18 protein-coding genes and 1 pseudogene are annotated in these 22,803 nt (G+C 49.6%); 10 read left to right on the forward strand and 9 right to left on the reverse strand.

From position 1 onward, the window contains the following. Positions 1 to 359: 359 nt before the first annotated feature. The 3 genes and pseudogenes from hisC to AC1DWB_RS20920 all read left to right on the forward strand — a co-directional run bounded on the left by hisC (position 360) and on the right by AC1DWB_RS20920 (position 2,481). On the forward strand, positions 360 to 1,463 hold the full coding sequence (gene hisC / locus AC1DWB_RS20910; protein WP_477543032.1) for a histidinol-phosphate transaminase: 1,104 nt from the start codon (positions 360 to 362) through the stop codon (positions 1,461 to 1,463). A 158-nt stretch (positions 1,464 to 1,621) separates the two neighbouring features. After that, positions 1,622 to 2,125: pseudogene (locus AC1DWB_RS20915) on the forward strand (RpnC/YadD family protein); the annotation flags it as partial. 44 nt (positions 2,126 to 2,169) lie between these two features. Next, positions 2,170 to 2,481, forward strand: a complete 312-nt coding sequence (locus tag AC1DWB_RS20920; protein WP_477543033.1) for a DUF4351 domain-containing protein — start codon at positions 2,170 to 2,172, stop codon at positions 2,479 to 2,481. 69 nt (positions 2,482 to 2,550) lie between these two features. Here the strand turns inward: AC1DWB_RS20920 and dgoD are convergent, their stop codons facing one another. The 4 genes from dgoD to AC1DWB_RS20940 form a co-directional block, all read right to left on the reverse strand. Then, the gene (gene dgoD, locus AC1DWB_RS20925) at positions 2,551 to 3,699 is read right to left on the reverse strand and encodes a galactonate dehydratase (protein ID WP_477543034.1); all 1,149 of its coding nucleotides are present in this window, start codon (positions 3,697 to 3,699) and stop codon (positions 2,551 to 2,553) included. A gap of 254 nt (positions 3,700 to 3,953) precedes the next feature. Continuing rightward, a complete protein-coding gene (locus tag AC1DWB_RS20930; protein ID WP_477543035.1) occupies positions 3,954 to 4,769 on the reverse strand; it encodes a carbohydrate ABC transporter permease in 816 nt (271 codons plus the stop codon). A 2-nt stretch (positions 4,770 to 4,771) separates the two neighbouring features. Then, positions 4,772 to 5,650, reverse strand: coding sequence for a carbohydrate ABC transporter permease (locus tag AC1DWB_RS20935; protein WP_477543036.1), 879 nt, complete (start codon positions 5,648 to 5,650; stop codon positions 4,772 to 4,774). 99 nt (positions 5,651 to 5,749) lie between these two features. Further along, a complete protein-coding gene (locus tag AC1DWB_RS20940; RefSeq protein WP_477543037.1) occupies positions 5,750 to 7,078 on the reverse strand; it encodes an ABC transporter substrate-binding protein in 1,329 nt (442 codons plus the stop codon). A 192-nt stretch (positions 7,079 to 7,270) separates the two neighbouring features. On the opposite strand from AC1DWB_RS20940, the gene AC1DWB_RS20945 reads away from it, so the two are divergent. Next, positions 7,271 to 10,414 (forward strand): hybrid sensor histidine kinase/response regulator, encoded by a 3,144-nt coding sequence (locus AC1DWB_RS20945; protein ID WP_477543038.1) that lies wholly within the window; start codon positions 7,271 to 7,273, stop codon positions 10,412 to 10,414. Continuing rightward, the gene (locus AC1DWB_RS20950; protein WP_477543039.1) at positions 10,392 to 11,528 is read left to right on the forward strand and encodes a response regulator; all 1,137 of its coding nucleotides are present in this window, start codon (positions 10,392 to 10,394) and stop codon (positions 11,526 to 11,528) included. Before AC1DWB_RS20945 ends, AC1DWB_RS20950 begins: the two co-directional genes overlap by 23 nt. A gap of 28 nt (positions 11,529 to 11,556) precedes the next feature. Here AC1DWB_RS20950 and AC1DWB_RS20955 read toward each other — a convergent pair whose 3' ends face one another. Together AC1DWB_RS20955 and AC1DWB_RS20960 are read right to left on the reverse strand one after the other, a co-directional pair. After that, complete coding sequence (locus AC1DWB_RS20955) at positions 11,557 to 11,907, reverse strand: hypothetical protein (protein WP_477543040.1); 351 nt, start codon at positions 11,905 to 11,907, stop codon at positions 11,557 to 11,559. Between the two features lie 25 nt (positions 11,908 to 11,932). Then, positions 11,933 to 12,154: a hypothetical protein gene (locus AC1DWB_RS20960; protein ID WP_477543041.1), complete on the reverse strand. Its 222-nt coding sequence runs from the start codon at positions 12,152 to 12,154 to the stop codon at positions 11,933 to 11,935. Between the two features lie 89 nt (positions 12,155 to 12,243). Here AC1DWB_RS20960 and AC1DWB_RS20965 point away from each other — a divergent pair, with 89 nt between their 5' ends. Beyond that, the gene (locus tag AC1DWB_RS20965) at positions 12,244 to 12,522 is read left to right on the forward strand and encodes a DUF1294 domain-containing protein (protein ID WP_477543042.1); all 279 of its coding nucleotides are present in this window, start codon (positions 12,244 to 12,246) and stop codon (positions 12,520 to 12,522) included. A gap of 263 nt (positions 12,523 to 12,785) precedes the next feature. Here AC1DWB_RS20965 and AC1DWB_RS20970 read toward each other — a convergent pair whose 3' ends face one another. Genes AC1DWB_RS20970 through AC1DWB_RS20980 form a run of 3 tightly spaced genes read right to left on the reverse strand, consistent with a single transcriptional unit; the run spans position 12,786 to position 14,746 of the window. Beyond that, on the reverse strand, positions 12,786 to 14,033 hold the full coding sequence (locus AC1DWB_RS20970) for a DUF4153 domain-containing protein (protein WP_477543043.1): 1,248 nt from the start codon (positions 14,031 to 14,033) through the stop codon (positions 12,786 to 12,788). Between the two features lie 13 nt (positions 14,034 to 14,046). Continuing rightward, the gene (locus tag AC1DWB_RS20975; protein WP_477543044.1) at positions 14,047 to 14,259 is read right to left on the reverse strand and encodes a helix-turn-helix domain-containing protein; all 213 of its coding nucleotides are present in this window, start codon (positions 14,257 to 14,259) and stop codon (positions 14,047 to 14,049) included. A gap of 10 nt (positions 14,260 to 14,269) precedes the next feature. Then, entirely contained in the window at positions 14,270 to 14,746 is a 477-nt protein-coding gene (locus AC1DWB_RS20980) for a DUF2975 domain-containing protein (protein WP_477543045.1), read from the reverse strand. Positions 14,747 to 15,494: 748 nt separating this feature from the next. On the opposite strand from AC1DWB_RS20980, the gene AC1DWB_RS20985 reads away from it, so the two are divergent. The 4 genes from AC1DWB_RS20985 (at position 15,495) to AC1DWB_RS21000 (ending at position 22,699) form a co-directional block, all read left to right on the forward strand. After that, positions 15,495 to 16,361: an amidohydrolase family protein gene (locus AC1DWB_RS20985; RefSeq protein ID WP_477543046.1), complete on the forward strand. Its 867-nt coding sequence runs from the start codon at positions 15,495 to 15,497 to the stop codon at positions 16,359 to 16,361. A 300-nt stretch (positions 16,362 to 16,661) separates the two neighbouring features. Continuing rightward, a complete protein-coding gene (locus AC1DWB_RS20990; RefSeq protein ID WP_477543047.1) occupies positions 16,662 to 18,695 on the forward strand; it encodes a sensor histidine kinase in 2,034 nt (677 codons plus the stop codon). A 153-nt stretch (positions 18,696 to 18,848) separates the two neighbouring features. Beyond that, positions 18,849 to 19,547, forward strand: a complete 699-nt coding sequence (locus AC1DWB_RS20995; protein ID WP_477543048.1) for a response regulator transcription factor — start codon at positions 18,849 to 18,851, stop codon at positions 19,545 to 19,547. Positions 19,548 to 19,567: 20 nt separating this feature from the next. Continuing rightward, the gene (locus AC1DWB_RS21000) at positions 19,568 to 22,699 is read left to right on the forward strand and encodes an RCC1 domain-containing protein (RefSeq protein WP_477543049.1); all 3,132 of its coding nucleotides are present in this window, start codon (positions 19,568 to 19,570) and stop codon (positions 22,697 to 22,699) included. Positions 22,700 to 22,803 lie beyond the last annotated feature (104 nt).

Consider the following 22,803-nt stretch of genomic DNA (forward strand, 5'->3'; position numbering starts at 1 on the left):
TGAGTACAATCTTGGAGCTAGCGCGGAATTTGCGCTAGTTTTTCTTTTGTGCTGCTAGAGTAAGGTTCGTAATTCATGTGGCTCATTGACCAACTAAGGTGATTTCATCATCCTATCGAGCTGTAAAGTGCTGTAATCCGATAATTTTACAAAAATAAGGTGATGAAACATCACTATGCATCGTTTGGTGCTGAACTGCACGCGCCCTCGGCAAAAGGACCACTCCCAGTCCGGTTTTTCCATACTGCGCTATTGTTTGTCTCCAACGATATTTCACCAAATTAAAGCTTTACTACATTAATGCGTTATAGTATTATCGTAATGAAGTTATTTTCCTTTGTGAAGGGAGTAGAAGAGAAATGTCTGACACGATTAAAGTGCAAGCAAGAGCTGCATTGCAGCAAATCCAACCTTATTCGCCCGGCAAGCCGATTTGGGAGGTGCAGCGGGAACTTGGGTTAAGCGAGGTTATCAAGCTGGCCTCCAACGAGAACCCGCTTGGACCGTCACCCAAGGCTATGCAAGCCGTAGCAGTCTCATTGACCGACATGCATCGTTATCCCGATGCCCAAGCTTATGATCTGAGGCAAGCTATTGCAGACAAGCAGGATATGCAATCCGAGCAAATCATCGTAACGAACGGCGGGGATGAGCTGATCACATTACTGTCCGAAGCTTATCTCGAGCAGGGGGATGAGGTTATCGTGCCGAATCCGTCATTCACTGAGTATGAATTCGGGGCCTTGTTGATGGGAGCAGTCACACGGAAAGTCCCGCTGTTGGATGGCTTTCAGTATGATTGGCGGGCTATTGCAGCTGCTGTGACGGATCGGACCAAGGTCATCTACTTATGCTCGCCTAACAATCCAACAGGCACGTACATGAACCGATCAGATGTGCAGCAACTTCTTGATGCCTTGCCTGCCCAAGTCCTTGTTGTGTTGGATGCCGCATACAGTCACTACGTTTCCGCTTCCGACTACACAGACGGGCTGGAATTCGTACGTGCAGGTTATCCCGTGATCGTCCTGCAGACGTTCTCGAAGATATACGGCTTAGCCGGCATTCGCGTCGGCTACGGCATCGGTCCAGCAGATATTATCCGCAGCATCTTACAGGTCAAAGAGCCGTTCAACGTGAACGCGCTGGCGCAAACAGCGGCAATCGCAGCACTTGGCGACGATGAGCATGTCCGACGATCCCGGGAACTGGTGAGTCGTGAACGGCTGCGATTGTACGAGGCGCTTGAGCGGATCGGGCTAGCCTACACCGAGAGCTCGAGTAACTTTATCTTGGTTGAACTCGGTTCTGATGCAGGTGCTCTCTACGAGCGACTGATGGCGGGAGGCGTGATAGTTCGGTACGGTCGAGGCTGGGGATTGGAGCGGCACGTGCGCATCACAGTAGGCAGTCCAGAGGAGAACAATAAACTTATCGCTGTGTTGCAGAAAGTAGTGGTTTAGCGGAAGCACCGTCATACGCAAGCTTAGAAGGTTTAAGCCGTTGCGTTATGGTCGGTGCTTTTTAATTTTGTAACCAATACAAATGAGGGAGGTTATGCACGGCGATTGACCACGATCGGTTATTCAAAGAACTCATTCAAATTTTTTTTCGCGAGTTCATGCAATTGTTTTTTGCCCAGGCTCATGAAATCATCGACTTCGATCAACTTACGTTCTTGTCGGAAGAGTTATTCACGGATCTGGTCGCTGGAGAGCGGCGAAGGGTGGACTTACTTGCTGAAACGAAGCTACGGGGGGAGGATGTGCTGATCATCGTTCATGTTGAGCCGCAATCGTACTATCAGAAAGATTTTGCGGACCGCATGTTTATTTACTCCAGTCGCCTTTATGAGAAATACCGTCGCCGCATTCTGCCCATTGCGGTATTCAGCCGTGAGGCGGCCCGGGACGAGCCGAATACGTTTGGTTGGGGGTTTCCTTTCATCGAGGTGCTGAAGTATCAGTTTTTCGCGATAGAGCTGCGGAAGTGTAGTTGGAGGCATTTCATCAAGCGGGATAACCCCGTCGCTGCTGCACTTCTAAGCAAAATGGGCTATACTGAGGATGAGAAGGTCCAAGTGAAATTAGAGTTTTTACGGATGCTGGTGCGGATGGAATTGGATCCTTGAATGATACCTAGAAAATGAGGTTAAAGGAGGAAATCCGAATGCTGGACCGTCAAGAAGAAAGTCTCTTGTCCAAACTGCAAACGCAATGGGAAATCGACGCTGAGCTGAAAGGTAAACTTGAAGGTAAACTTGAAGGTAAAATCAAAGGGAAAACGGAGGAGGCGCGCAAATTTATTAGCAAGTTCCTACAAGCTCAGTTCGGGGATGATGCTGAAGCGATGATCGTACAGATTGCCAACCTAAGAGAATTGGAGCAATTGGAGAATCTGGCCGATCGGTTATTCAGGATATCACGGTTGGAGGAAGCGCAACAATTGGTTAGAGAGGCTAAAGAAAAGTTACTCGACTAATTACTCTGATGTAAATTTAAGAGTTAATCGACATATCGACTAACTCCCGCTTGTGTTACTAAAACTTGACTACCACTCAGCTACCGTTCCGTCCTCTTGCCGCCACAACGGATTCTTCCAATCGTGACCAATCCGCGCCATCTCACGCACTTTCTCTTCGTTCACTTCAATGCCAAGACCCGGACCGGTCAAGTTGGCTACGAATCCGTCCTTGTAAGCAAATACGGAAGGATCCTTCAAGTAGTCCAGCAAGTCGCTGCCCTGATTGTAGTGGATACCGAGGCTCTGCTCCTGAATGAATGCGTTCGGCGAGCACGTGTCCACCTGCAGGCAGGCAGCAAGTGCGATTGGCCCAAGCGGACAGTGAGGCGCCAGCGCGATGTCGTAAGCTTCCGCCATGGCGGCGATTTTGCGCGTTTCCAGTATGCCGCCGGCATGGGAGAGGTCGGGCTGGATAATGTCGACGATGCCTTGGGCGAGCAGGTCCTTGAAGCCCCAACGCGTGTACATCCGTTCTCCGGTAGCGATCGGGCAGGACGTATAGCGAGCAATCTCCCGCAGCGCTTCGTTGTTCTCGGCGAGTACGGGCTCTTCGATGAACATCGGGCGATATTGCTCGAGCTCCTTCACGAGAATCTTGGCCATCGACTTGTGGATACGGCCATGAAAATCAATGCCAATCCCGACATCACGCCCGACCGCTTCGCGGACGGCAGCGATGCGGGCTATGGCGGCATCGACTTTGCTAAGCGAGTCGATGTAGTGCATCTCCTCGGTCGCGTTCATCTTGACCGCCGTGAACCCAGCGGCGACCTGCTGCTGCGCCGCTTCACCGACATCGCTCGGCCGGTCACCGCCGATCCAACAATACACGCGCGTCCGGTCGCGGCACGCGCCGCCAAGCAGATCGTAGACGGGCGCGTTGTAGAACTTGCCCTTAATGTCCCACAACGCCTGCTCGATGCCCGAGATGGCGCTGGATAGAATCGGCCCGCCTCGATAGAAGCCGCCGCGATATAGCACCTGGAACAGATCCTCGATTCGCATCGGATCCTGGCCGATGATGTAGGAGCTCATCTCCTCGACAGCGGCGCGAACGGTGTCCGCCTTGCCCTCAACGACGGGTTCCCCCCAGCCTGTAATGCCTTCATCCGTTTCCACTTTCAGGAACAGCCAACGCGGCGGTACTTTGAACAGCTCAAGCTTCGTTATCTTCATAATCCAACTCAACTCTCCCTTGGGATGGAATGGCACGTAACCTGCTGCAAACCTTACACACCATCATGATAGCACAACTTCCATAATCAGGAACGTAGTAATTACTTACCTTCTTGAGACTGCGATTAACTCGATTGCTGAAGAGATGGAGAGTGGAAAGGGGATCGCCGCGACTGGACTTAAAACAAGATGTTTGAGCATAGGCGAGCCCCCTTCCACTTGGAATCCTGGAGTAATCGAGTTAATCGACGTCTCTACCCCTTAACCGCACCAGCAGACAACCCGCTAACTACATACCGTTGCGCAAGCAGGGCGATGATGAGGACCGGAAGCGTAATGATGCAAGCAGCGGCCATGAGGGCTCCCCAATTGATCTCGGAGTAGGACATGAAGTTGAATACAGCAATCGGCAGTGTCTTCGTCTTGTCCCCGGCCAGGATGATCGAGAACATGAAGTTGTTCCAAGAGAAGATGAACGACAACAGTGACGATGTAATGACCCCAGGTCCGGAGATCGGCATTATGATCCGCAGGAACACTCGATGATGCGTACAGCCGTCAATCAATCCAGCTTCCTCGATCTCGGTCGGCAATGCTTCGAAGAAGGAGATCATAATCCATATAATGAACGGCAAGCCGACAAGCATATGGCTCAGAATCAAAGCCGTGTATGTATCCACCAGATTAATCTTGGAGAACAGGATGAACCAGGGAATCAGAAAGGTGATACCGGGAATAATCCGTGCCACCAAGATGACAAGCCCCAGCTTATGCAGATGATGTCTCGCGATTGCATAGGCTGCAGGGAGTCCGAGAACCAAGGAGAAGAAGGTCGAGCCGAAGGCCACGATGAAGCTGTTCCAGATGTAACGCATGAAGTCGTATTCCTTGAATACGCTGGAGTAATTGTGCATGTTCGGCGTAAACGAGAAAAACTGACCGGTGGACATGATCTGCGACTGGGTTTTGAAGGAAGCGAGGAGCATCCATATGAAAGGAAACGCGAATAGCAACATCACAACGCACGTGACAAGTGCTAATATCCACTTCGAACGACGACTTTTTCTCATCGCTAGCTCACCTCCAATCGCTTACGCATCCAGATCAACAGCAACGTGAGTCCCATCACGAGCATGAAGAACAACACGAGCAGCGAAGAAGCCATCCCGAGTTTGAAATATTGGAAACCGAGCACATAGCCGTACAAATTCAACGTTTCCGACGCGAAGTTCGGGCCGCCTTGTGTGGTGGCATAGATGATGTCGAACGTCTTCAACACGTCGATTAGCCGCAGCATTGCCGCTACCAGAATGGTAGGACGGAGAAGGGGCAGCGTAATTGAGATGAACTTGCGCCATGGGCTGGCTCCATCGACATCAGCAGCTTCGTAAGGGTCGGAAGGCAGCGTAGCCATGCCCGCCATAATAATGAGCGCGATCATTGGTGTCCATTCCCACACATCAACGAGGATGAGGGATGGGATGACTTGGCTCTCTGAAGCTAACCATAACATCGGCTTGAAACCGAGTGACTTCAGGAATTGATTAGCCACCCCGATTGTAGGTTCATAGATCAGCATCCACACAAGTCCCATTGCTACAGGTGTAGCTACCATTGGCAGCAGAAAGATAGTCTTTACGAAGTTTTTGCCGCGAAACTCTCTGGACAGTAATACGGCTATGGCGATGCCGAGAATGACCTCAACAATTAGCGCCACGAAGGTAAAGTAAAACGTCGACCGAGTAGCATGCCAGAAGCGGCTGTCGTTGAACAGAGCGATGTAGTTGTCCAGACCGACGAATAGCGGTGGCGTAGTCGCCGACATGCTCCATTCGTAAAAGCTGATACGCAATGTGTATATGATCGGGAACAGCATCATTAGAAGCACGAACAAGACGGCAGGCAGCGTATAGATCCATTTCAAATTCCGATCAAACCAACTGTATTGCAACAAGATTCACCTGCCTATTCATGATTACTGTTATCGCTTTGCAAAAGATCGTCAACAGGGACGTCTTACGACCCTGTTGACGTATCAGAGTGAGTGGTGTTACTTGGCATCCTTGTTCATGATGTCCTGCAGTGCGGCATTCGCTTTGTCGGCAACCGCCTGAATGTTCGTTTCGCCGGACATGACTTTTTGCACGATTTCACCTACGGCGTCACGAGCTTCACCTACGCTGATGACAACTGGCCGGTCATGGTCGACGCCGCCCTTGGAGCTCTCGATAATGACGGGAACGAGGTCCGCCGGGAAGCCTTGCTTGCCCTCTGGCATATCCCACACTGATGCACGCGCCCCTGGGTTTCCTTTTGACTGCGTCTTCAGGACGACGTCTTTGCTAGTCGCCCACTTGATGAATTCCCAGACGGCATCTTTATTAGCGGCTTTGGCGTTCATCGCCAGTCCCCAGGATGTAATATTGTATGGCTTGGAACCGGCCTTGCCGGCAGGGAATACGGCGAAGCCGACTTGATCGGCGATCTTCGACTTGGTTGGATCGGTGGCATTACCGTAGATGGAGTTCGCGTCTGTATAAAATGCAACCTTCCCTTGTGCGAATATACCGATCGCTTGCGGCCAGGACATGTTGAGCACCCCTGGAGGGCCATAGTCACGAAGCAACGTTCCGTACGTTGTGAATGCTTTGACGGCTTCAGGCGTATTGACTGTTGCTTTGTTACCTGAAGTGAAATCGCCGCCCTCCGAGAACAAGAAAGAAGATACTTGTGTGATAAGCGGAGAACGCTGCCCGCGTGCTACAAACCCGTACATTTCATTTTTAGGATCGTGCAGCTTCTTGACTGCAGCCACCAGTTCGTCAATCGTTTTCGGCACGGCGATTCCGGCTTTTTGCAGCAGGTCTTTGCGATAGTACAATATTTCCTGTTCCGTAATAATCGGAATGCCCGCCAGCTTGCCATCCACGGTCGTAGAACCGATTGAGGTTTTGGAGAAGTCGTTGAAATCGTAATTGGCGTCTTTATTCTTGTAGTCGTCGAGCGGTGCCACCCAGCCGTTCTTATAGTATAGCTTGCCCTCTTGCAGGGGGCGGTACATGAACACATCCGGCGTCGCAGACCCCGATGTGAACTGCACGGTTAGCTTCTGCGTCAATTGGTCTTCGAAGAAGCTCTCGATCTTAACCGTCATGCCTGTCGCCGCCTCGAATTCAGGCAGTAATGGCTTGATCGCTTCCCCCCAAGGATGGTTGGCAGTGACGAGTGAAATGCTTTTGCCTTGAAAAGGTTTCCCGCCTCCTGCTTGATTTGTATTGTCTGGCGTCGTTTTATTTTTGGTTGCACAACCTGCAACGGTTGTAGCTACCAGCACAACGGACATGCTGACACATAGCCATTTTTTCCATACCGAATTCATGATTGACCTCCTGTATTGTTGTGTTGGACTTATATTTCCCTGAAATCCCTAAAAATAATGATTCAAAGTAATTCAAGCAATCGTGGTTTCAATACCTGCGACATCTCGCTCTACTAGCGCAATGAAACAACCATACGTTATGATAGGGATTAGAATCTTTCCCTTGTTCAGGTCATAGTCGGATGGTGATAAATGATGGTCATGCTTCAAAGTCGGCGTTTCAGGTTCGGTGCGATGCTAGTCGTAATTGCCCTAATCGCATCACTGGCCATGTCGGTCATAGGACTGTCTACCAGCAAGGCCGTTCCCATGGTGAAAGACGGCGTTTTGGACTTGCGGGATTGGAACTTGGACAACGACGGAGCGGTTCGACTTAACGGGGCATGGTCTTTCCATTGGCAGAAGCTGCTAACGAATGAAGATCTACATAATGACAATGTCATGAAACCTGACCTATACGCGGAAGTACCTGACGTTTGGACGCGCTATGGGATGTCGGGACGCGGTTATGCGACCTACCAATTGAAAGTACTTACACGAGGGGATATCGGTCGGCTCGGTTTGCAAATTCCCGCGATTGTGCCAGCCTACAGGATTATCGTAGATGGCCGCATCATTGCTGAGGCGGGTTCAGTCGCACCGGAGCTGTCTGAGACGCACTCTGCCTATTCACCGCAAACCGTTAGTTTCGACCCTCAAGCCGATGAGTTCGACATCCTTGTCCAAGTCGCTAACAATCTTTACCCGAACGGCGGTATCTGGTATAGCATGACGTTGGGTGACGAGCTCCATATGCATCACAAGAAGCAACGTCAATTGATGGTCGACATGGCGGTGTTCGGCGGCAGTGCGCTTCTTGGCTTGTACCAAATAGCCGTTTATGTGCTGCGGCGAACGGTACGCTCGACATTGTATTTTGGCATTTGCTGTTTATTGGGCGCAGCCCGGCAATGGGTTGTGGGCGGGATTTATTTGGTCGAACTATTCCCTGATGTGGACATTCGACTCCTTATCATGTTGGAGTACTTAACCTATTACGGTGGTGTTACGGTTGCTGCCTTGTTCGTACGGGAGTTATATCCGAAGGAATTCAACGGTAAGATCATTAAGCTGCTCGTCTGGGTCGGATTCGGCTTCATAGGGACGGTCCTGTTGCTCCCTACGGAAATGTTCACCCGCTTGATCGACTATTATAAGCTCGTGTCACTCATTAGTCTCATTTACTTCATTTATGGGTTCATCCTGGCGTTATGGCGAGGTCGTAGCGGTGCGCTATTGCAACTGTTCGGTTGGCTTGTATTCGTTACGGCTGCTGTCCACGATATTATGTACAGCAATAATCAGATCATTTGGATTGACGTACAACTTGTCCCTTATGGCTTTATTCTGCTTGTATTCATTGAAGCTATGGATCTCGCCAGACGATTCACCGACGCTTACCGCACCATCGGAACGATGTCGAATCAACTGATCGCTATGAATCGCTTAAAGGATGATTTCCTGGCTAACACCTCACATGAGTTGAAGACACCACTGCACGGCATCTTGAATTTGTCCCAGGCATTGTCCGAAGGGAAGGCAGGTCCTCTGAATGAAGTTCAGCGGGAGCAGGTGGAAGTTGTCGTCGCAGTGGCTAGAAGAATGTCCAACTTGATCAACGATATTCTGGACTTGTCTCGACTGAAGCACAGCGGGATTCAACTGCAGTTGCATGCCGTCGATATCCGCGCGGTCGTGTCAGCCCAGCAGGAAGTATTCCGCCATTATATCGGGGCGAAGCCGGTGGCGCTACAGCTCAACTGGCCGTCGGAGCTTCCGATGGGCATAGCCGATGAGAGTCGACTGCTTCAGATTATGTACAACCTCATCGGCAATGCCATTAAATACACACCGGCAGGCGAGGTCACCGTATCAGCCTGGGCGGCAGGAAGTATGCTGCACATAGCCGTCTCTGATACCGGTATTGGCATTCCGGCCAATAAACTGGACACGATCTTTCAATCGTTCGAACAAGCGAGTACGGTTATTGCCAACGAATATGGAGGGACAGGCCTCGGGCTTGGCATCGCCAGACGGTTGGTCGAACTGCATGGGGGACGGCTCACGGTGGCCTCAGAGGTTGGCAAGGGGTCCGTCTTTACGTTCTCCATTCCGATCTTCGAAGGAAGCGGCACCCAAGCGTTAGAAACCCGGTCGGTCGGCAGCGGTTATGCAACTGTGCACCCGCCGGCAGGCTGGTCGGAAGTCGGTGCGACGACAACGGCAACGCTCGCTCCTGCAGATGCAAGCAACGACAAGCAGGGGCTACTGATTCTTGCCGTCGATGATGACCCAGTGAATCTAAGGGTACTAAAGACCGTATTGGCATACGAACCTTATACAGTGCTGACCGCGGCAAGTGGCCAGGAAGCGCTGGACTTGCTAGATGCTGACAGCTCTCGGATCGGACTGGTTATACTGGATGTGATGATGCCTGGATTATCGGGTTACGAGACTTGCCGGATTATACGTAACCAATACGCACTCTCCGAACTGCCCATTCTGCTGACGACGGTGAGGAGCGAACCGGAAGATCTGATCTACGGTTTCGAGGCAGGGGCGAACGATTTCCTAACCAAGCCGTTCCAGCCTCATGAATTGCGGGCGAGAGCACGTACCTTGCTGGAGATGAAACGCTCCGCGGAGGATGCCATCCGCTCGGAGATGGCATTCCTTCAGGCCCAGATCAAGCCGCATTTTCTATATAATGCGCTCAATACGATCATCACCCTGTCGCTGGAGGAACCGCAAGCCGCACACGATTTGCTGCTGAATCTGAGTCGATATTTGCGCGGCAGCTTCGATTTCAGGAACAAAGTCAAGCTCGTTCCTCTTCGCAAGGAGTTGGAACTAACGGAGGCTTATCTGCAGATCGAACGAGCTCGATTCGGAACCCGATTATGTACCCGTTATGAGGTGGATGAAGGTGCGGCTTGTCTGCTACCACCGTTAACGTTACAGCCATTGGTAGAAAATGCCGTAAGACATGGTGTGACGAAGAAAGAAGCAGGCGGCACGGTAACGGTATCGGTTCACGTCGATGCCTCGATTGCTRTGATTTCCGTTGAAGATGACGGAGTGGGAGAACCTGCGAGTGTCCAGGCGAACCTCCTGAATGAGGTCGATGGAGAGGTGGGTGTTGGTCTGAGGAATATTCATCAGCGCTTGCTCCGGCAGTATGGGAAGGGAATTGAGATCGAGGGTGGAGCAGGGGGCGGTATCAAGGTTACGCTGCGTGTTCCGCTAGCCATTAGGACAGAAGGGGAGGAACGATATGATCCGAGTGATCGCCGTTGACGATGAACAGCCCGCTCTTAGAAGAGTGGGCAAGTTGCTAGAGTCGTTCGATGAGGTGCATGTTAGTGGATTGTTCGATAGTGCTCTGAGTTTCCTGGAGCATGCACTGACCTCGCCGGAGACAATCGATCTCGTGCTGCTCGATATGGAGATGCCGGGCCTTCACGGACTGGAGCTAGCACGTCGACTGCATACGTTCCGGCCAGAAATCCGTATCGCCTTCTTAACGGCTTATGAGGAATTTGCCCTGGAAGCATTCGAAGTGGAAGCCATTGATTATTTACTCAAACCGGTCACGAATGAAGATTTGTCCAGGGCGATCAGCCGTTTTAGAAAGCGGAGCAGACTTCCTGCCGTAGCAGACGGAACCCTCGATCGAGGAGTGGCCATTCGAAGCTTCGGCCCGTTCTCTGTCACGCCCAATAAGGGGGAGCCGGTTCGATTCCGCAATTCGAAGGGATTGGAACTGCTGGCCTACATGCATTATCATGGGGGAAAGCCTGTTAGCAAATCCCAAATACTCGATGAAATCTGGCATGGGCAGGATGTGGAACGGACGCAGGTCAATCTGCATTCCACTGTGTATCAGCTGAGGAAGGATCTGGAGGCTTACGGGCTGAATGAGAGCATCGAACAATCGAAGACAGCAGGAGGCAGCTATTGTGTGCGTTGGCCTGTTGGCTTCGATGATGTCGCCGAATACGAGAAGCAGTATCGGCAATATAAACAGACTACATCCCTGACGCATGTTCTGCGAGCAGTTCAATTATACGGAGACGGCTTTCTGGCTGGCAGCGGCTACGGATGGGCGGCACCACGTCAGGCTGAGATTGAGCTGAGTTATACGGAGCTGCTGGAGGCGATGGCGAACACCTATGTGAGGCAGCATCGCTACGAGATAGCCCTGAATCCGCTGAAGAAATGGGTTCAACTGCTGCCACTCGATACTCGGCTTCATGCCAAAATGATCGCTCTGCTGCTGCTAATGAACCGAGAAACGGACGCGTTGGCGTACCATGAGCTGGCGCTCGAGCTGCTCGAGCAGACCGATGAATCGTCTGAGTTGGACTTTTCACGTCTCTCCGCGAATCCAACTTCCTTGTTCTGCGATTAGGAAATCGGCATGTTCCATGGAAAAAGCCTCAGTACCGAGAATCAGAAGCGGGATCAGGATAAGGCGTTCCAAGTTGTTCCAGACCCATGGAGTCAATCGTTTGCTTGGCTTCGCCGTTCCCCAGCTTATGAATATAACCGTAAATACTTCTCAAGGAATTGTCATACCCCACATTCTCATCGTCCTGATGATAAGGGATACCGGGTAAATAGGCGCTAACTACTGTTGCGTGTTCAAACTCCCACTTTTCCGACAGAAGCTGTTGCAGATATTCGACTTCTTCAGCGGTGGCCTGAATTTCAAATTCATACGCCGTGTCACCCTGATTTTCGAGCACGGTCCCGGCTTGGACCGAGACATAGTAGTTTTTTTTCTCCAAAAGTGAAGCTCCTTTACTATTCATATTAAAAATACCTGAAAATAATCAAAGCGGCTACAATGACCAATATCGGAAACACCACGTAGCTGATAAGGATTGGATTCGCCAACATCGGATGCCGCCTAGCTGCACCCTCAACATCACTGTCGAATTCTTTCCGTTGTACTCGCTTGTTCGCGTAAAGGCTGTAGATAAGCCCAGCAGCCAATATCAAGATAATTAAACTTATGCCGATCCAGAACATCATGTCGGGCCCCCTTTAAGTAATCTATTTTAGGGTTTTCACAAGCGGAACTTTTTATTCCACAAAAACGGCACCCATATAAAGGAGTAATTATGAAATTTCTTATCGTTTATTTGATCGTCATGAACTTTGCAGCATTCTCGGTTATGGGCGTCGACAAACAGTATGCCAAACGAAAGGACCGCCGAATTCCGGAGAAGCGGATGTTTCTACTAGCCTTAATCGGAGGCGCAGCAGGCGTATGGCTGGGGATGCGCTATTGGCGTCATAAAACGTTGCACGGTACGTTTACGATTGGAATTCCACTGCTATTCGTACTTAATGTGCTGTGCGTCTATTTGCTTGTTACCGGCGCAGTTATGCCGGGTTAACTTGCGGGAAAGAGGAACGATTACATATAAGGAACAAGAAGAACCGTTCGACATCCCGAACGGTTCTTCTTGTAGGCTTGACAGATCAGAAAGTTGAGTGACCGTACTAAAACATTTAGGGGGAGGGCGAAAATCCTGCCAAACTCTTTCAATTTTGCGGTACCGAGAACACAACAACCAACAGCACGGTAAAGAGGATCGGCAACCAGAACACTACAAACTCCCCGGCAGTTGTTGATATCCATACAATAGTAACCCGAGTTCTAATTAAAAATGAAAGGAAAAGTAAATGTAACGAAAGCTGCCCAAAGTCCGTAGACCGGCAAATACTTAGTAACGGCATCTTGGATCGTTGAAGGTCCGGTTTTGTTTTGTAGAAAACGCATATAGGAGAGCATAATCCAAATTAGATTGACCCAGATCAGTATGTTTGCGCCTAAAACGGCCAGTCTGTTGGGCGTAATCCCATAAGAAGAAAGCCTGAACACTATGGCGGATAAAGCCACACTGTCAATAATAAGCGCAAGAACGATTAGGGCAAAATTTATATAATCAGAAATGTTCTTTTTCTCGTCTGTGCCGCTTTCGGTAATGGAGAATATGGTGACGGCCAATACACTAAGGAGTATTCCGTTGAAGGATAAGAGGAAATCGCGGTCCAAGAATGGATTTTTTCCGACCCAAATAACCGTTATTAGATAGACCAACAATGTTGCCAGTACAAGAGGACTAAAAATTTTGGCTATATAGGGTGCTATATTTTTAGCAAGTTTAAGGTTCCTTGATACCAGGTAAGTAGCCACAATAGCGAAAGCGGCAGCACCAAATACTACGACATTTTCAAAATAGAATTCAGATATATCCATGCCGACAAACTTAAATAACTGCATCGTTAAGGCGGTTAGCAGCATTCCGCTAATGGCCATACTGGCGTAGAGGATGCAGAATTCACCATTAAATTTAAGATAGGCTAATCTTGTGCTGCCGGTGCCATATTCATTTCCTGTAAATGCAAGCCCTAATAATACCCATAAGAAAATGGGGAGATGTAAATAAACAAGGATAATACTGTCTTTAAACTCTAGCGGCAGCATATTAAGATAAAATCCGGAGATTAGGAATAACGATCCAAGGGTGTAAAGAACATTTTTTTTGGGGGTATTGTTGTATAGAAAGTAGATCGCGATAAAGGGAAGTATCCCAAAAGCAAGGTTAATTGGGGCTATGGCTTCCTGTCCGGTAAAATGCAAAATGATCCTAGTGCTAATCCCGGCCAGAATTGCTAAAATGCCCATGAATAAGAAATCTTTCTGAAGCAAGGGAGCTTTTTCTGTATTTGTTGTCTGCTTGAAATGCAATCTTTCATACCAAACGGCAAGAACCTGCGAATCAGGGTTTTGTTCCCAGGCGTAGGAGAATGACTTTTTAAAAGCTTCGGGGTCTCTTCTAAACATTCTCTCCAGCTCATGGGGGTTAGCAATATGTTCAATAATCAGTTTGTTAATGTCCATGGTTGTACCTCCCCTAGTCTTCATCACTTCTGTATTCTAAAATATCACCAGGCTGACATGCTAAAGCCTTACAAATCGCCTCTAAAGTTGATAATCGAATCGCTTTTGCCTTTCCATTTTTCAATATGGAAAGGTTAGCCATTGTTATGCCAACCCTCTCCGAAAGTTCTGTTACGCTCATTTTCCTCTTAGCCAACATCACATCAATATTGATTATGATCGCCATGTTTTTCACCTCAGACCGTTAGATCATTTTCTGATTTTATATCTATGGCATTTTTTAGCAGCTTTTGAAGAACAGCAGCAAAAACTGCAATCACACTGGAAGCAAAAATAATGACCAATCCGATTACGATGATCCCTGGGGCGTCGTCTTCCTCCGCCAAGAGGTATAAGAATGGCATGACGGCCACATACAAGATACTGATTGTGCATGCGCAGTATTTTATATTCTTTAAGGCACTTACAGATAATTCTGAAAACGCATTGTTCTTGTCGATATAACTTAAGAGTCTTAAAGCCTGATACAAGGCAACGAAAAACGGGATCGCCGCTACATACATAGCTGTTAAAACTGGATATAGCCAATGAGCCGGATAATAGTCAGCTGCTTCTTTCGCGATCCTAGGCAACCCAAATATACACAAAGCAAGAATCGAAATTCCAATAAGAAAAACAGCTGCCTTTAAAAAGAGTGTTGTCCCTCGTTCCATAAAATGCACCTCACTTAGTGATTGTCAATTTGAATTTAACACAAAATTTATCGTTTTACAATATATTATGATCGTTTTATGATGTATCATGATTGTTTTGAACTTATGATTTTATTTTCAACGAACAATTGAATCCATTATACAATCAAGGTACACACAAGATGTTTGAGCACCCGGGGTCCCCGCAAAGTACTCGGCGTTATCTCCAGAGCTAGTCTTCACTTTGTGGGGTAAAGCGTAGGGGTCCTTTTTCACTTGGAACGGCCTTTTTGCTTCTATCTACAGTTAATCGACAGCCTCTTAGGTGTGTTGTGGGAGAGGGAGTTTGGAAAAAAACAAATACCCCATCAACCTGACCGCAGAACAAACGTTACGGTCAGGTTTTTTGTGTCCGCAAGGGCTGATGAACGCTGTCGAACAAACGGGCAAATAAGTGACATTTCTAAGAGAATGATACGGTCCTGACACAATGTCTACTAGTAACTATCTTATACCTAAGCAATTGAAAATGCTTACATATATTTTCCTATTTCATCAGGCTGTACGCAAAAAAGTGAAAATATTATCATAAATCCGTGTATGTTATTTCAACTATAACGGTTGTATGATGAAGGCGAGATCTCAATCTAATCCTCGAAGGGTGATGCCGGGCGATACTTCGGGTTAGGCTGAAGCACGATGCTGGCAGCCATAATCCCTATAGACGGTATATTCAGAGAATGATAACGGATGGGAGAATGAGCGAACTATGAGCGATAGCGAAACTGCAAGATTAACGCCGAAGCAGCGAGGAACACGTTCCATCATCGATACCGATATTCATGCCAGCGCACCAAGAGAAGAGATGCTGCCGTACATGCCGCGCATCTACCGTGAACAAGTGGCGACGTTCGGCTGGCGTTTGCCGGCACAGGGCGGGATGTTTCTGAACGGCGGCATTAACGGCAGTATGCAGGACATCACGCTGCCCCGCAACGACACACATGAAGACAATTACTTGAATTACTTGCGGGAGCATCATCTGGACAAGTACAACATCGAGTACGGCATCTTGACTGGAGGCGGTTACGAGGTTCATGCCGCGACCGATACGGATTTCGCGGCAGCCGTATGCTCCGCGCACAATGACTATTATATCGACCGGTATTTGAATCGAGACAGCCGGTTGAAAGGCTCGATTCTTATCCCGAAGCAGGACCCGCTCTTGTCCGCCAAGGAGATTGACCGAGTCGGTGAGCATCCCGGCATGGTGCAGGTCGTTGTATCCAACGGTGCGCAAAAGCCGTACGGCCATCGGTCTTATCACCCGATCTACGAGGCATGCGTCAAGCATAATCTGCCATTCACGATTCACGTCAGCATGGAAGGGATCGGCATTAACAACCCGCCGACAGGAGCAGGACATGTCACGAGCTATATCGAATACCGGGCCGCTCGATCACAGATCATGATGGCGCATCTCGCCAGCTTAATATTCGAAGGCGTCTTCGACAAGTATCCGACGCTCAAGGTAGTCATGATGGAGGCTGGCATGCTGTGGATTGCACCGCTCATCTGGCGTCTCGACGACGACTGGAAAGCATTGCGTCATCAGACGCCATGGGTGAAGGAGTAGCATATAATCCTTATACGTGTCTTCGGGTTGAATAAACCCCGGTTGTGGCCCGGCATATACATAATTTTTCACTTCAAGTTGATGGGTCGACATGCCTATTCCTCCCGACAAGCGAAATCTATGAACAGAATAGCACATTTCGTTCATTTGTGAACGAGCATGTTTTCTGGTACCCAGAATTCTTAATCTACATTTAAATTGGGTTAGATAAAGTATTAATATCCATCTATGCTAATGAAACGGGACAGGGTAAACTGAAGAGAATAAGCAGGGGTAATGCCAAAGGAGAGTAGATCGGACGTGAAACAAGCGAAGAAATTGCAGATCATGTGGTTGATCCTTGTGCTGCTTGTCGTAGGTTTCATTCTTCAGGTTAACCCGGTGCAGGCGAGTTCGTCCGAAACCAAAGCTCAGGCATCGAAGATTACATGGGACTCCTATTACTTCGGAGACGTCCCGGAGGGACAACAGCCTACACAATGGGATCCTTTCTCCACGATGGATTCAGTTCCTAAAGGCGCTCACTCAGGTCGCGAACTGTGGTTAAGGGCAACCATGGCGAGAATAGATCATCCATCAGGCCAGCTACTGGTCTATTCTTATATGGTCAAAAATTTTGAGATTTCCTTGTTTCTGAACGGCAAGCCTATCTTCCAATCAGAAAAGCTCCTGCCTTCGGGATTTATTTCTTGGAGAATGATTCCTTATGAGAGCGAGACCGACGATAGCAGACAGACTCTAGTTGCTCTTATTTCGCCTCATCTTAATCTGGAAGGCTTCGAAGTATGGTCGGGAGATTCATCAGCCTTGGCGCTGAAGCTGCTGCGAACGGAAGCGCCGATGTGGGCCGGAGCGATTGTGTTGACGTTTCTATGCGTGGTTTCTTTGATATTGTATTTTTTCAGCCACAGCCAAACGCTCTTTATTTATTTTGCCGTATTTTTTGCGAGTCTAGCTATAGATTTAACCGTATTATGGGGAGGATGGCAGTTTGCCTTCCGTCCGGAATCCCTGATGCTCTGGGGATCGCTCATCCATTTCAATTGGTATATCGGATATGCGAGTGGGATTCTGATCACACATGCGATTGTCGGCAGGAAAGGCAGCACATGGATTCGCAATCTCGGTTTTGCGGTCGTGGTCTATGCCCTTGCGGCGATCGCGGGGTGGCTGTTGTTCGGCGAACAAGTGCAGTTGCTGTTCTATCAGCTCTTCTATGACTATTTATCGACGTGCCTTTTACTAGTTTTGACGGTCGTTCTCTTTCGCGCGCTTAAGCGGAGAAGGAATGCGGAAATCACGGTGTTCGCGATCGGCAATGCCTTGTTTGTTGTAGGGTTGGTGCTCGGTCGGGCGGTAAGCGGGCAATTCGGATTGTTTCCTACGGCGCGAACTTTGTTGACATCGCATCACGCGCTTGCCCAGATCGGCTGGACGTTCATTGGCTTCGGCGGGGCTGTGATCTGTCTCGGGATTATTATGGGAATGCGCCTCACACGCATGACGCAGCTTCGTTCGACGAATAAGGAACTGGGGAAGTTGAATGGCGAGCTGCGGATTGCCAACGAAAAGCTGTCACGCATTGACGATATCCGCAGCAATATGTATTCCGAAGTGAGCCATGAGCTCAATACGCCGATTACAGCGATTAAAGGCTATGTTCAGTTAATGCTGAAAGGCACGATACCGGCGGGCGAACCACGCTACTTGCAAGTCATCCATGATAAATCGCTGATGATGGAGCGGATGATTGATGATATGCTGGAAATTGCCAGGCTTGAAAATAAAAATATCCAATTCGATTACGAACTTGTACCGTTTGCTGCTCTATATGCAAGATTGTGCGCGAAGGTGCAGGTAGACATTTTGGAACAGGGCATTGCTTTCACGTGGTCACCGATGCCGGAGCCCTATTGGTCTGATCGATTCACGGCTATTTATGCCGATCCGATGCGCGTGGAGCAAGTTTTTAATAATTTGCTGTCGAATGCGCGGAAGTTCACGTCCGTGGGAGGATCGATTCGAGTAGAAGCGGCAATGGATGGGTTGGGAGCTAAGTCGCAGTCGATTACGATCCGGATTATCGACAGCGGCTGCGGTATCGAAGAGGCGGAACGGGAGCATATATTCGAGCGCTACTATCGGGGGCAAGCCGCCAAGACGGGAGCGGTTACGGGAACAGGGTTGGGACTGCCGATTTGCCGCGAGATCATGAACGCTCATCGCGGAGAGATTGGGCTTGAACGTTCGTCGGCTCTAGGAAGCACGTTTTATATCCGCTTTCCGCTGCGTTACGTGAGCATGCTGGAGATGGAGCCGGAGGAGACCGCATAATCGTGGCATCCTCTTTTTTTTTCATTCTCTTAATCGACTCTTAAAGTGTCGTTGCTACGATGTACAACGTGCCGCGTCAATTTTATAGGGAATGCAACAATAATAAGCCGGATGCAATCAGAATCGAAGTGAACGGAAGGGAAGGTGATTCAGATGTTAGACGGGCACATCATGATCGTTGAAGATGAAAGGGATATTCGTGAATTACTTCGGTTGTGCGTGGAGAGTAGTGGATACCGTGTGACGACAGCTGGGAGCGTAAGAGAAGCACGCGCTTTGCTTGGAAGTGAACTGCCTAATCTAGCGTTGCTGGATATTAACCTTCCTGACGGAGACGGGATGAGCCTGTGCTCCGAAATCCGCAGCCGCTCGGATATTCCTGTCATTCTAATAACTTGCCGTAAGGAAGGCGGTGATATCGTAGCCGGATTGGATGGAGGGGCGAACGATTATATCGTGAAGCCTTTCGATGTCGATGTTGTGATCGCACGTATTCGGACACAACTGCGCAGCTATGCTTATTGGAAGCAGTCGAATCAGAAGAATAGATTGCGCAACCAGGACATGGACATCGATCTGGATGGTTGCGAAGTTACGGTCGGTGGGAAGACGGTTGGATTATCGACTAAGGAACGCCAGCTTCTTTTGTTCTTGGCTGGCCACCCGAATCAAGTATTCAGCGCGAGCCAGCTGTACGACAGGATCTGGGGGCTGGAAGGGACGAGCGAGGAGAATACCGTAAACGTTCATATTCGTTATATACGCAAAAAAATCGAAGTAAATCCTTCGGAACCTAAGTATATTCAAACGGTTCGCGGCTTCGGTTACAAGTTTTGTTGGGTGGAAGATTAACTAACGCTGGAGGCAAAGTAGTGAAAAAGTTTATCTATTGTCTATTATTTGTATTCATCGTGAATACGTTGACGAACGTACATCAGACTGCTAAGGCGGATGGTGCGCCGCAGACTTCGCTTACCGTACAGTCGATTGCTGCAGGAACTTATCATATGTTGGCTTTGATGAGCGATGGGACGGTCATGTCCTGGGGGCGGAATACCGCTGGGCAACTGGGAGTTGGCGCTACGGGCAACCGGGATTACGCTTCGGCGGTAAAGGACGGGAACGGCCAGCTATTATCCGATGTTACGGCGGTTTCCGCGGGATCGCAGCATTCACTTGCGCTTAAACGCGATGGCACGGTGTACTCCTGGGGCAATAACAGCTCGGGTCAGCTTGGCCGCAGCGGTACCACAAACGTGGCAGTCAAGCTAGATGGGTTTAATAACAAAAAAATCATTCAAATATCTACGAGCGACTCTCATTCACTCGTGCTCGACGAGGATGGTGGTGCCTGGGCCTGGGGTAGCAATATCTATGGACAGATCGGCATAGGAACGCAAACTTCGAAGGTTACGATACCCACGCAAACGTTAGCGTCTGCTTCTATCCAGCTGTACGGGATCAAGGCGGTCGCGTCCGGACAATTTCATTCGCTTGCACTGACTGAGAACGGTGAGGTGCTGGCTTGGGGAATGAATACCAACGGTCAACTGGGGAACGGAACGCAAGCTGACAAATCGTATCCTGTTTCCGTAATCGACGGCGACGGCTCCGGCAACTTGACCGGGGTGAAGATGATATCGGCTAAAGGTTATAACTCGCTTGCCCTCAAGACGAATGGCACGTTATGGGCTTGGGGCGATAATTACAGTGGGCAGTTGGGTAGGGGCGATTTCCAGATGGCGACCAGTGCCCGACCGGTCATCGCGGAGGACGGCAACTCTTTTGGCAATGTCAAGCAGATGGCGGCTGGCTTCCTGCACAACGTTGCGGTAAGAAACGACGGAACGTTATGGACGTGGGGCTCCAATCGGAATGATTCAAGCGCACCGTTCCAGTATCAATTAGGAAGAAAATGGGACGATGGTGCTGTGCCGGTACCTGGTCAAGTTACCGCGAGCGAGGACGGAACGCCAGTTACTGACATCGTGTCGGCAGTCGCTGGCAATGCCCACACGAGTATTGTTCGAGCCGACGGCTCCGTCTGGAGTGTAGGCAGTAACGCCTCCAAAGCATTAGGAGGCAATCGTACCGAGACGGCGATCCAGAAGCTGGCACAATTGACCTTCAGCACTCGCTCGAAAACGATATGGGCAGCGGATGCAGCCCGGTCCGTAACGGCTGGCGATACGGTGCTGGTGTTGCTTCAGCTTGCGGATAGCGCTGGCAATGCTCTGATTATCGGCACCGATAGGGTACAGATGACAACAGACCATGGCGTCGTCGGACCCGTAACTTATGCAGGTATGGGGAAATTCGCGGCTACATTCAAGTCGGTGCGGACAGGCATAAGCGAAATAACCGCTACGATCAACGGATTAGAGGTATTGTCCAAACTAACCGTTCAGGTTGCTCCCGGAGCTCCGAGCGCCATCGCCTCCACCCTTCAAGCCGTTCCAACCCATGTAGTAGCAGATGGGACAAGCGCATCTACCTTGACATTGGAGTTTAAAGACGAGTGGGGCAACGCTATGACGTCAAGCGTACCTAAAGTAACGCTAACCGCCACGCGGGGGACTCTGGGGCCGATAACCGAGCTTTCGTTAGGCAAATATGCTGCACGGTTAACCTCCACGGAAGCGGGCGTATCTACCGTGAGCGTAGCTGTATACGATGTTCCACTTGGCCTTGCGACTGGGGTGACCTTCCTATCGAGCGATCCTGACGCGACCAATTCCGTGCTGAAGATCGAACCTGACCGCCTACCGGCCAACGGGGAGAATCAAGCGACAATCGTTCTGCGGCTCTATGATAAATTCGGCAATGCGTTGACGCAAAGCGGTGGAGATGTGGAATTCGTAACGGACTTAGGAGTAATCGGTTCGGTCACGGAAGCGGTGTATGGGGTTTACTCGGCGCAAATGACGTCGCTAACCTCCGGCAAGGCGACCGTTAGGGCAATGCGACAAGGCTTGCTGCTAGGGCAACCGGTTGTAGTGAATCTCGTTCCGGTCGTTTCCCAAATTGGATTCGGCAAAAACAAGTATGAAGCTTTGGCCGGGACGAGTGTTGCGACGGTAGTAACCGCGGTTTATTGGAACGGGGTGACGAAAGACGTAACAACAGAGAGCGCGTATTTCGTGTCGAATACATCAATTGCCACCGTAAGCACCAACGGTGTTGTGACCGGACATACACCGGGCCAGGTTACGCTGACTGCACGATTCGGCGGCAGTGAAACGACCGTTCCCGTAGTTATTACGAGAAGAACAAGTGGAGGAGACGACGGTCCGGGGACTAATGAACCGGAAACTGATTCTGGCACTCATCCGGGGACGACTCCGGGTACTAATCCGAATCCGGGCACTATCGTGAAGCCCGACCCACCAGTAACGGATCCCAAAATAAACAAGCCCGATACAAAGCCGGATCCGGAACAACCGGGAACGGGGACTAAGCAGCCTGTAGCCTTTACAGATGTAGCCAAGCACTGGGCGGAAGCATCCATTAATCGGGCGTCAGTCGATGGCTGGGTGAACGGCTATGCCAACAATAGTTTCCGTCCTGACCAAGAAATAACTCGTGCGGAGTTCGTTACTATGCTCGTAAAAGCACTGGGATATAAGGAAATGGAAGATGATACAGCGATCTCTTTCAGCGATAATAAAGACATCGAGGATTGGATGCGTCAATCCGTAGTATTGGCGGTTAAGCATAAGCTGGTTTTCGGATACGAGGATGGAAGCTTCCAGCCGAATGCTCTTATGACTCGTACGGAGATGACGGCGATTATTGTTAGAGCGTTAAATTTATCGCTAGCTGCCGATTCATCGACGAAGTTCTCAGACGATAAGGAGATTCCGGATTGGGCCAAGCCGTTCGTTGCTTTGGCTGCCGAGCTCGGTATCGTGCAAGGTCGTGAAGCTAATCTATTCGTACCAAACGGTACGGCAACGCGTGTGGAAGCGGTTGTTCTCATTCAACGCATGTTGGAACGGAAATAAACGGACTTTCGGCGTAAAAACACAAAAACAGCCATCCAATTACCAATTACGGGTGGCTGTTTTTTGTTGAATAATAGTTCATCAACGATCCCGGGTTGTAATTC

This window comes from Paenibacillus sp. P4_E11 (assembly GCF_056401635.1).

Excerpts from the sequence above, each read along its gene's own strand:
- AC1DWB_RS20960 (WP_477543041.1), bottom strand. The coding sequence starts at position 12,154 with ATGATGTTCTGGATCGGCATAAGTTTAATTATCTTGATATTGGCTGCT.
- AC1DWB_RS20930 (WP_477543035.1), bottom strand. The coding sequence starts at position 4,769 with ATGAGAAAAAGTCGTCGTTCGAAGTGGATATTAGCACTTGTCACGTGC.
- dgoD (WP_477543034.1), bottom strand. The coding sequence starts at position 3,699 with ATGAAGATAACGAAGCTTGAGCTGTTCAAAGTACCGCCGCGTTGGCTG.
- AC1DWB_RS20985 (WP_477543046.1), top strand. The coding sequence starts at position 15,495 with ATGAGCGATAGCGAAACTGCAAGATTAACGCCGAAGCAGCGAGGAACA.
- AC1DWB_RS20940 (WP_477543037.1), bottom strand. The coding sequence starts at position 7,078 with ATGAATTCGGTATGGAAAAAATGGCTATGTGTCAGCATGTCCGTTGTG.
- AC1DWB_RS20965 (WP_477543042.1), top strand. The coding sequence starts at position 12,244 with ATGAAATTTCTTATCGTTTATTTGATCGTCATGAACTTTGCAGCATTC.
- AC1DWB_RS20970 (WP_477543043.1), bottom strand. The coding sequence starts at position 14,033 with ATGGACATTAACAAACTGATTATTGAACATATTGCTAACCCCCATGAG.
- hisC (WP_477543032.1), top strand. The coding sequence starts at position 360 with ATGTCTGACACGATTAAAGTGCAAGCAAGAGCTGCATTGCAGCAAATC.
- AC1DWB_RS20950 (WP_477543039.1), top strand. The coding sequence starts at position 10,392 with ATGATCCGAGTGATCGCCGTTGACGATGAACAGCCCGCTCTTAGAAGA.
- AC1DWB_RS20975 (WP_477543044.1), bottom strand. The coding sequence starts at position 14,259 with ATGGCGATCATAATCAATATTGATGTGATGTTGGCTAAGAGGAAAATG.
- AC1DWB_RS20920 (WP_477543033.1), top strand. The coding sequence starts at position 2,170 with ATGCTGGACCGTCAAGAAGAAAGTCTCTTGTCCAAACTGCAAACGCAA.
- AC1DWB_RS20995 (WP_477543048.1), top strand. The coding sequence starts at position 18,849 with ATGTTAGACGGGCACATCATGATCGTTGAAGATGAAAGGGATATTCGT.
- AC1DWB_RS20980 (WP_477543045.1), bottom strand. The coding sequence starts at position 14,746 with ATGGAACGAGGGACAACACTCTTTTTAAAGGCAGCTGTTTTTCTTATT.